This window comes from Trinickia sp. (assembly GCF_036503415.1).
Lineage (GTDB): Bacteria > Pseudomonadota > Gammaproteobacteria > Burkholderiales > Burkholderiaceae > Trinickia.
In genome coordinates, this window is sequence record NZ_DASXWY010000035.1 from 1 (window position 1) to 6,899 (window position 6,899).

General features: G+C 62.3%; 7 protein-coding genes and 1 pseudogene. 3 read left to right on the forward strand and 5 right to left on the reverse strand.

What is annotated here, in order from left to right; translation table 11 throughout:
- Nucleotides 1–350, reverse strand: a pseudogene (locus tag VGL01_RS05345) (sulfoacetaldehyde dehydrogenase); the annotation flags it as partial.
- 213 nt (nucleotides 351–563) lie between these two features.
- Here VGL01_RS05345 and VGL01_RS05350 point away from each other — a divergent pair.
- Nucleotides 564–1,328: an IclR family transcriptional regulator gene (locus tag VGL01_RS05350; RefSeq protein WP_331567808.1), complete on the forward strand. Its 765-nt coding sequence runs from the start codon at nucleotides 564–566 to the stop codon at nucleotides 1,326–1,328.
- Between the two features lie 74 nt (nucleotides 1,329–1,402).
- Here VGL01_RS05350 and VGL01_RS05355 read toward each other — a convergent pair whose 3' ends face one another.
- The 3 genes from VGL01_RS05355 to VGL01_RS05365 all read right to left on the reverse strand — a co-directional run bounded on the left by VGL01_RS05355 (nucleotide 1,403) and on the right by VGL01_RS05365 (nucleotide 4,867).
- Entirely contained in the window at nucleotides 1,403–2,467 is a 1,065-nt protein-coding gene (locus VGL01_RS05355; protein WP_331567810.1) for an ornithine cyclodeaminase, read from the reverse strand.
- Nucleotides 2,468–2,588: 121 nt separating this feature from the next.
- Nucleotides 2,589–3,722, reverse strand: a complete 1,134-nt coding sequence (locus VGL01_RS05360; protein ID WP_331567812.1) for a branched-chain amino acid ABC transporter substrate-binding protein — start codon at nucleotides 3,720–3,722, stop codon at nucleotides 2,589–2,591.
- A gap of 110 nt (nucleotides 3,723–3,832) precedes the next feature.
- Nucleotides 3,833–4,867, reverse strand: coding sequence for a histone deacetylase family protein (locus tag VGL01_RS05365; protein WP_331567814.1), 1,035 nt, complete (start codon nucleotides 4,865–4,867; stop codon nucleotides 3,833–3,835).
- A gap of 117 nt (nucleotides 4,868–4,984) precedes the next feature.
- On the opposite strand from VGL01_RS05365, the gene VGL01_RS05370 reads away from it, so the two are divergent.
- Entirely contained in the window at nucleotides 4,985–5,476 is a 492-nt protein-coding gene (locus VGL01_RS05370) for an Lrp/AsnC family transcriptional regulator (RefSeq protein WP_331567816.1), read from the forward strand.
- A 13-nt stretch (nucleotides 5,477–5,489) separates the two neighbouring features.
- Here the strand turns inward: VGL01_RS05370 and VGL01_RS05375 are convergent, their stop codons facing one another.
- The gene (locus tag VGL01_RS05375) at nucleotides 5,490–6,095 is read right to left on the reverse strand and encodes a CGNR zinc finger domain-containing protein (RefSeq protein WP_331567818.1); all 606 of its coding nucleotides are present in this window, start codon (nucleotides 6,093–6,095) and stop codon (nucleotides 5,490–5,492) included.
- Nucleotides 6,096–6,178: 83 nt separating this feature from the next.
- Here VGL01_RS05375 and VGL01_RS05380 point away from each other — a divergent pair.
- On the forward strand, nucleotides 6,179–6,899 hold a 721-nt coding region (locus VGL01_RS05380), incomplete at its 3' end, for an alpha/beta hydrolase (RefSeq protein ID WP_331567820.1).

Consider the following 6,899-nt stretch of genomic DNA (forward strand, 5'->3'; position numbering starts at 1 on the left):
GCGATCTCGACGATACCGCGCTCGGCGTCGCGTGCGATCACGCCGCAAGTGGGCTTGCCGTGCAAATCGCGCAGCAGCCCCAGCGTCTTGCGGAAGTTCTTTTGGACCTTATCCTCGACGTTGCCGAGGCCGGTGTCGCGCACCGCGAGCTCGGCGAGGCGGCGATTGCGGCCCGGCTCCATGATCGCCCAGGCCGCCGCGGCCGCAGCCGTATCGAGCGCCGTTTGGCCGGCGTGTTCGAAGGCGCGCTGCGCCTCGCGTGCGCGGGCGACGAGCGCACCCACCTCGCTCCTCACGTCGTCCGCAGCCGGCGAGCTTGCCGTTTCGGCCGTTGTAGCCCTCACATTCATACACGCTCCCATTGCGATAAAGATTGGCGGTACAGCCAATCTAAGCGGCGGCGAGAGCGCACGAGTCCCGTTTCCTGACCATTCGTCGACTGCGCTCGCTCGTGGAGGAAAAAACGCGAATTTCGGGACTTCCCCCAGTCCCGAAAACCGCGCGATCCGATACACAATGAAGGCGGCGCGGCGAGCGCGCCTGATGCCTGATGGGGAGAGAGCATGTCGGGATCGAATCAGTCGAATGCGGCGGCGGTGCGAGCGTTTCGTGTGCTCGAAACGTTGGCGGCGGCTGGCCGCCCCTTATCGATGATGGATCTTGCAACCACGCTCGACCTGCCGAAACAGACGATGCACCGCATCCTCGTGCAGCTGACCGATGCGTGGCTCGTCACGCGCGGTGCGGGCGACAAACGCTACGAGTGTTCGCCGCGCGTGCGCATGCTGGCTGTAAACGTGCTCATGCATGCCGGCCCGGCAGCCGCGCGCCATGTATTGCTCGAGCAGCTCGTGGCGAAGATCGGCGAGACATGTAACTTGACGATGCTGTCAGGCAACGACGTCGTCTATATCGACCGCGTGGAAACGGAGTGGCCGTTGCGCATGCATTTGCAGCCGGGGTCGCACGTGCCGCTGCATTGTTCCGCCAGCGGCAAGCTCCTGATCAGTTTTTTGCCGAAGGATCGGCGCGAACGCGTGATCGACACCCTACCGCTACGGCCCTACTCCGAGCGCACGATCACGAGCCGCGACGTGCTGCGCAAGGAGCTTGCGTTGACGCGCCGGCGCCGGTTGGCGGTCAACGACCAGGAACACCTTCAGGGGCTGATCGCCATCGCAGTGCCTGTCATGCTCGACCGTCACCGCGCCTGCGCTGCCATTGCGGTGCAGGCGCCGGTCGGGCGGCTCACGCTACAGGATTTGCTGGCCTTCGAACCGGATTTGCGGCACGCCGCCGAAGAAACCGCCAAGACGTTCCGTGATTGACGCGACGGCGATCGAGTCCGGATTTGCGAAACCCTGCGTTTTCTGCTCACACAGCCCGCAACGCCTCGAAGCTATCACGCGATTCGGCGAACTGCCTGTCGCGACCTGCCGGTCCGTGTGTAGCGGAACAGATCCTTCGGGTCATTGTCGTCATCATGTTCACCCCATGGGACAAGTTCCACGCCAATGCCGAGGTCGAGCGCTTCAGCCTGCGCATGGACGTAGCGCAGTGTCGAATAGTCCTCGAGCGCAAAACCGACCGAATCGAAGATCGTGATCTGATCGGCATTCTCACGGCCGGTTGCACTCCCCGTCAGAACGCGCCACAGATCGGTCACCAGGAAGTCGGCGGGCATCTGCTGAATATCGCCTTCGATGCGAGTTTGCGGCTCGTATTCGACGAACACCCGTCCTGCACGCAGCACGTCGGCGTGCAATTCCGTTTTCCCCGGACAGTCGCCGCCCACCGCGTTGATGTGCATGCCGGGTACGATCATGTCGGGGGTCAGAATGGTGGCGTATGTTTTGTCTGCCGTCACGGTCGTCACGATGTCCGCACCGCGAACCGCCTCCGCGGTAGAGCTCGCGCGGACGATCTTGAGCGACGGATATGCCGCAAGGTTGCGGATCAGCTTTTCCGTCGCATGCGGATCGACGTCGTACGCAACGATCTCGTCGATGCCGAGATGGCTATGGAAGGCGAGCGCCTGGAATTCGCTCTGGGCGCCGTTTCCGATGAGCGCCATGCGGCGTGCGCCGGGCCGGGCCAGCGCGCGTGCCGCCATGAGGGACGTGGCGCACGTTCGCAGCGCGGTGGCCACCGTAAGCTCCGACAGGAGAATCGGGTACCCAGTGTCGACGTCCGCCAGGACACCGAACGCCATGACCGTGTACAGGCCTCGCTGGGTGTTCTTCGGATGGCCGTTAACATATTTGAAGGCGTAGCGCCGGGCATTGGATACTGGCATCAGCTCGATCACACCGATATCGGAGTGATTGGCGACGCGCGCCGATTTATCGAATTCCGGCCAGTTCACGAAATCATCGCGAATGGCGTCGGCGAGTTCCCCGATAAACTTCGAGACGCCGACGGTCGCAACGAGGCGGGACATGGTGGGAACATCTATGAAGCGGGTCATTGGAATTTCCTTGATACAAACGATATAACTTTGGAACCACTGCGATTTCGGCGTCGTCGCCCGTCGCGTCGACGGGCGCAGTTCCCGACTCAGGAGTGGAACATTCCTGCGGAACTGGCCGTTACATCCTGACTATGTCGAGCAAGATCTTTTTCTCGCCCCTATACGAAAAGATCGAGATCGCGCCGTGCTTCACATCACCCTGCGACGTGAAGCTTGTTTCGCCGATCACGCCATGAAAATCTGTTGCGGGCATCGCAGCCAAAATCTTGGCGGGCGAGGTCGAGCCAGCGCGCTTCATTGCGTCTACGACAATGAAAACGGCATCGTAGGAGAACGGCGCATAGACCTGAAGAGGCTGGTGGAAACGCGCCTCGTACTTTTTTGCGAACGACGCACCACCCGGCATCTTCTCGAGCGCGATACCCGCTTCCGAGCACACCACATTGTCCGCGGCGGCGCCCGCGAGTTTCGAGAGGTCCGTGGAGCACACGCCGTCGCCGCCGAGGATCTTTGCACGCAGTCCAAGCTGCCGCGCCTGTTTCGCAAGCGGCCCACCGGTCGCATCCATCCCGCCGTACATGATTGCGTCCGGATTCTCGCCCTTTATCTTGGTGAGAATGGCGCGGAAATCGATGGCTTTGTCGTTCGTTGCGTCGCGCGACACGACTTTCAGTCCAAGTCGTTTCGCCGCATCCTCGAACTCGGTGGCGAGGCCTTGGCCGTATGCGGTCGAATCGTCCACTATCGCGACCGTTTTGATTCCCATGTTCTTCGCGGCATAGGCCGCGAGAGCGGGGCCCTGCTGCGCGTCGGTGGCGACGACGCGGTACGTCGTGTTGAAACCTTGCTGGGTGTACGCGGGATTGGTCGCCGCTTGCGAAATTTGCACGATACCCGCGTCCTTGTAGATGCGCGAAGCGGGAATGGATGTGCCGGAGTTCAGGTGCCCCACGACCCCGACGACCTTGTCGTCGACCAGTCGTTGCGCAACCTGGGTCGCAGTGCGTGGATCCCCCGCATCGTCTTGCGGATCGAGTTGCAGGACCACCTTTTCGCCCGCGACGATCAACCCTCTCGCGTTGATTTCTTCGACGGCGAGCCGTGCGCCGTTTTCACTGTCCTTGCCGAGATGCGCAATCGGTCCCGTCAACGGTGCTACATGGCCGATGCGGACGATTTCGTCCGCGCGAGCGGAAAGCGCGCAGGCCATTGCGATGGCTGCTGCAATCCATTTCGTTTGATTTCGAATCATCTCCTGTTCTCCTGATGGTGCGTTTCGTTATGGCTGACTGGAAAAAGTCGATACAGCCAGGCCGGTTATCACAGCCTGTCGGCCGCGAAAGGATTTTTCGGGGATGCGGGTCAGCTCCGGCCTTCAAAGCCGAGCAGCACATTGACGGCATTGATGCCGATTTCGTCGACCATATATCCGCCCTCCATCACGAAGAGCGTCGGGACTCCCAAACGCGCCAGCGCTTCGCCGATGCGCAGATAGTCCTGTGTGCGCAACCGGAAATGGCTGATCGGGTCGTGCTCGAACGTATCGACGCCCAGAGAGACGACAAGTACGTCGGGTTCGTGCGTTGCGATCGCTGCGCACGCGTGGCTCAGGGCCTCCTCGTATCCGCTCCAGAGCGTGCCCTGCGGCAGCGGCAGATTCAGATTGAAACCTTCGCCAGTGCCGACGCCTCGCTCATGGCCATAACCGGAAAAGTATGGGTATGACACCGACGGTTCTCCGTGGATCGACACGAACAGCACGTCGGAGCGGTCATAGAAGATGTCCTGCGTTCCATTGCCGTGGTGGAAATCGACGTCGATCACGGCGGCGCGTCGTGCGCCGCATTCGATCGCGTGCTGGGCGGCAATGGCGGCGTTGTTCAGGTAGCAGTAGCCGCCCATGTATTCGCGACCGGCATGGTGGCCGGGCGGGCGGCACAGCGCGAATGCCGCGCGCGCGCCAGTGGATAGCACTTCCGCCCCGGTCAGCGCTGAGTTTGCGCTTCCGCTGACGGCGGCCCACGTGCCGCCGCTGATTGGCGCGCCCGCGTCCATGGAAAAGAAACCGAGCTTGCCGTCGATGAACGAGGGGAGCGCCGTGCCCGACGGCATGGCACGCACCGGCCAGACGAGCGGCAGCGCCTGACACGTCCGGCCAGTCGCCTGCCAGTCGTCCCATGCATGCTCGAGAAACTCGACGTAGCGCGGACTATGCGCGGCGGCATAGCGGCTCGCGTCGAAGGGCTTGGGCGAGATGACGTCTCCGAGACCGCTGCCCTTGACGCGCGCAAGGACCGTTTCTGCGCGAAGCGGCTTTTCGAACGAACTCGAGATGGCTCCGTCCTTCAGTTCGACGCCGTGATGCAGGTGATGATCGGTGCTGTAGATGGTGAGCATGGTGGACTGTTGCGTTGGGCGTACGTAAACAGTCTATTGGGGGGAAGAGGCAAAAACTTTGCTTTCCGTCCTTATGGTTGGCTAGAATTTGTACAAACTGTCTATGAAGGTGTCCGAATGAGCAAAAAACGTCCAGCGGTTGAACTCGATGCCGTCGACAAGGCGATGATTCGCCTGCTGCAAGAGGATGGCGCGCTGTCCAACGCGACGCTCGGGGAAAAGCTTTCGCTGAGCGTGACGCCGTGCTGGCGGCGCCGGAAGCGCCTGGAGGACGAAGGGGTGATCACCGGGTATCAGGCGAACGTCGATCGGCGTTCGCTCGGCATGGACGTCTTCGCATTCGTGCTCGTGACGTTCAACATGCATTCCGACAAGGCGGCGGACAACTTCGAGGCCGTCATCAAGAACCGGGCAGAGGTGCTCGCCTGCCACAAAATCACGGGAACCGCGGACTATCTGCTTCAGGTGGTCGCGACCGATCTCGATTCGTACGGCGAGTTCGTCGAGCGGGTGTTAAGGCACCAGATGGGCATCTCTTCCATCCAGTCGAGCCTCGCGTTGCGCGAGGTGAAGTTTTCTCCGCGTATTCCCGTGCCGTCCGACCAGTGAAACCCGCCCGGCTTCACCGCTCGCGGAACGCCTCGGCCTTCGCGCGATTGCCGCAGGTCCGCATATCGCACCAACGCCGCCCGGCGCCGCGGCCACGATCGACGAAGAACCAGGTGCAGCGGCCACACTGGCGTACCCGGCCCGAGTCTTCGCTGCGCATCAGGTGCTCGAAAGCGAGCGCAACCGAATCGATCCAGCGCCATGCCGTCTGCACGTCGGGCCGCCATACGAATCGGCCGTCGAAAGTCGTGAACGTGCTGCGACCGATCGCGTCCCGGATCGCCGCGGCAAGCCGGTCGTAGGCTCGCCGATCGCCAACCCCGCTCGTCACATGGACGATCGCCGCGTACGCGTCTTCACGGAAACGATGGAGCGCTGTCAACGCGTCCGCGCCGTCCCATTCCGGCTGCTGACGGAAACGCGTCAGGTCAGCCGGCGCGAGTAGTCCCGCAGCGGCAGCCCAAGTATGCACGTCGTGCCATTGCACGAGCTTCTCTTCCATGCGCGTCTTACCCTTGTCGGCCACCGTATTGAGAAAATCCAACGCAGGGTGACCACCGACCAGGTCGGCGTCGCTCCATCGATGCCCTTGAGGCGAATGTTGACTCGAAGTAACCATTAATTTCGATTTGACGGTTGCGCCTGTATCCTGCTACGAGTAACCTATTGTACGCCTATAACAGGTTACCTAAAGGTGCAACGATGCTCGAACTCACCAACCGCTTCAACTTCGAAGGCCATCGGATCGCGTGGGGCAATCTGGGCGACGGCCCGCCCCTTGTGCTCGTACATGGCACGCCGTTCTCGTCGCAGGTGTGGCGCCGGATCGCGCCGTGGCTCGCGCTGACGCACCGCGTTTTCTTCTACGATCTGCTCGGCTACGGCCAATCCGACATGCCGGACGCGGACGTGTCGCTGGGCATGCAGAACAGGCTGTTTGGCGCAATGCTGCGCGAATGGGGCATCGAGCGCCCCAAGGTGCTCGCACACGATTATGGCGGCGCGACAGTGCTGCGCGCGCATTTCCTCGATGGCATCGACTACGCCGAGCTGACGCTCGTGAACCCTGTCGGGATCACGCCGCAAGGTTCCCCGTTCGTGCAGCACGTGGCGCAGTACCAAGCCGCATTCACCGGGCTGCCGCCCTATGCGCATCGCGCCCTCGTCTCGGCATATATCAGCAATGCGGTTGCACGCCCGATGAGCGAGGAAGCGTTGGCAATTCATCGGTCGCCGTGGCTTACTACGTCCGGCCAGGCCGCCTTCTATCGGCAGATCGCTCAGATGGACCAGCGCTATGTCGCCGAGGCCGAGGCGCGCTATGCGCCGCCGGATTTCCCGGTCCGTATCGTCTGGGGTGAGAGCGACGCCTGGATTCCGCTCGAACAGGGGCAGGCGCTCGCGGACCGGATCGCGCACGGCA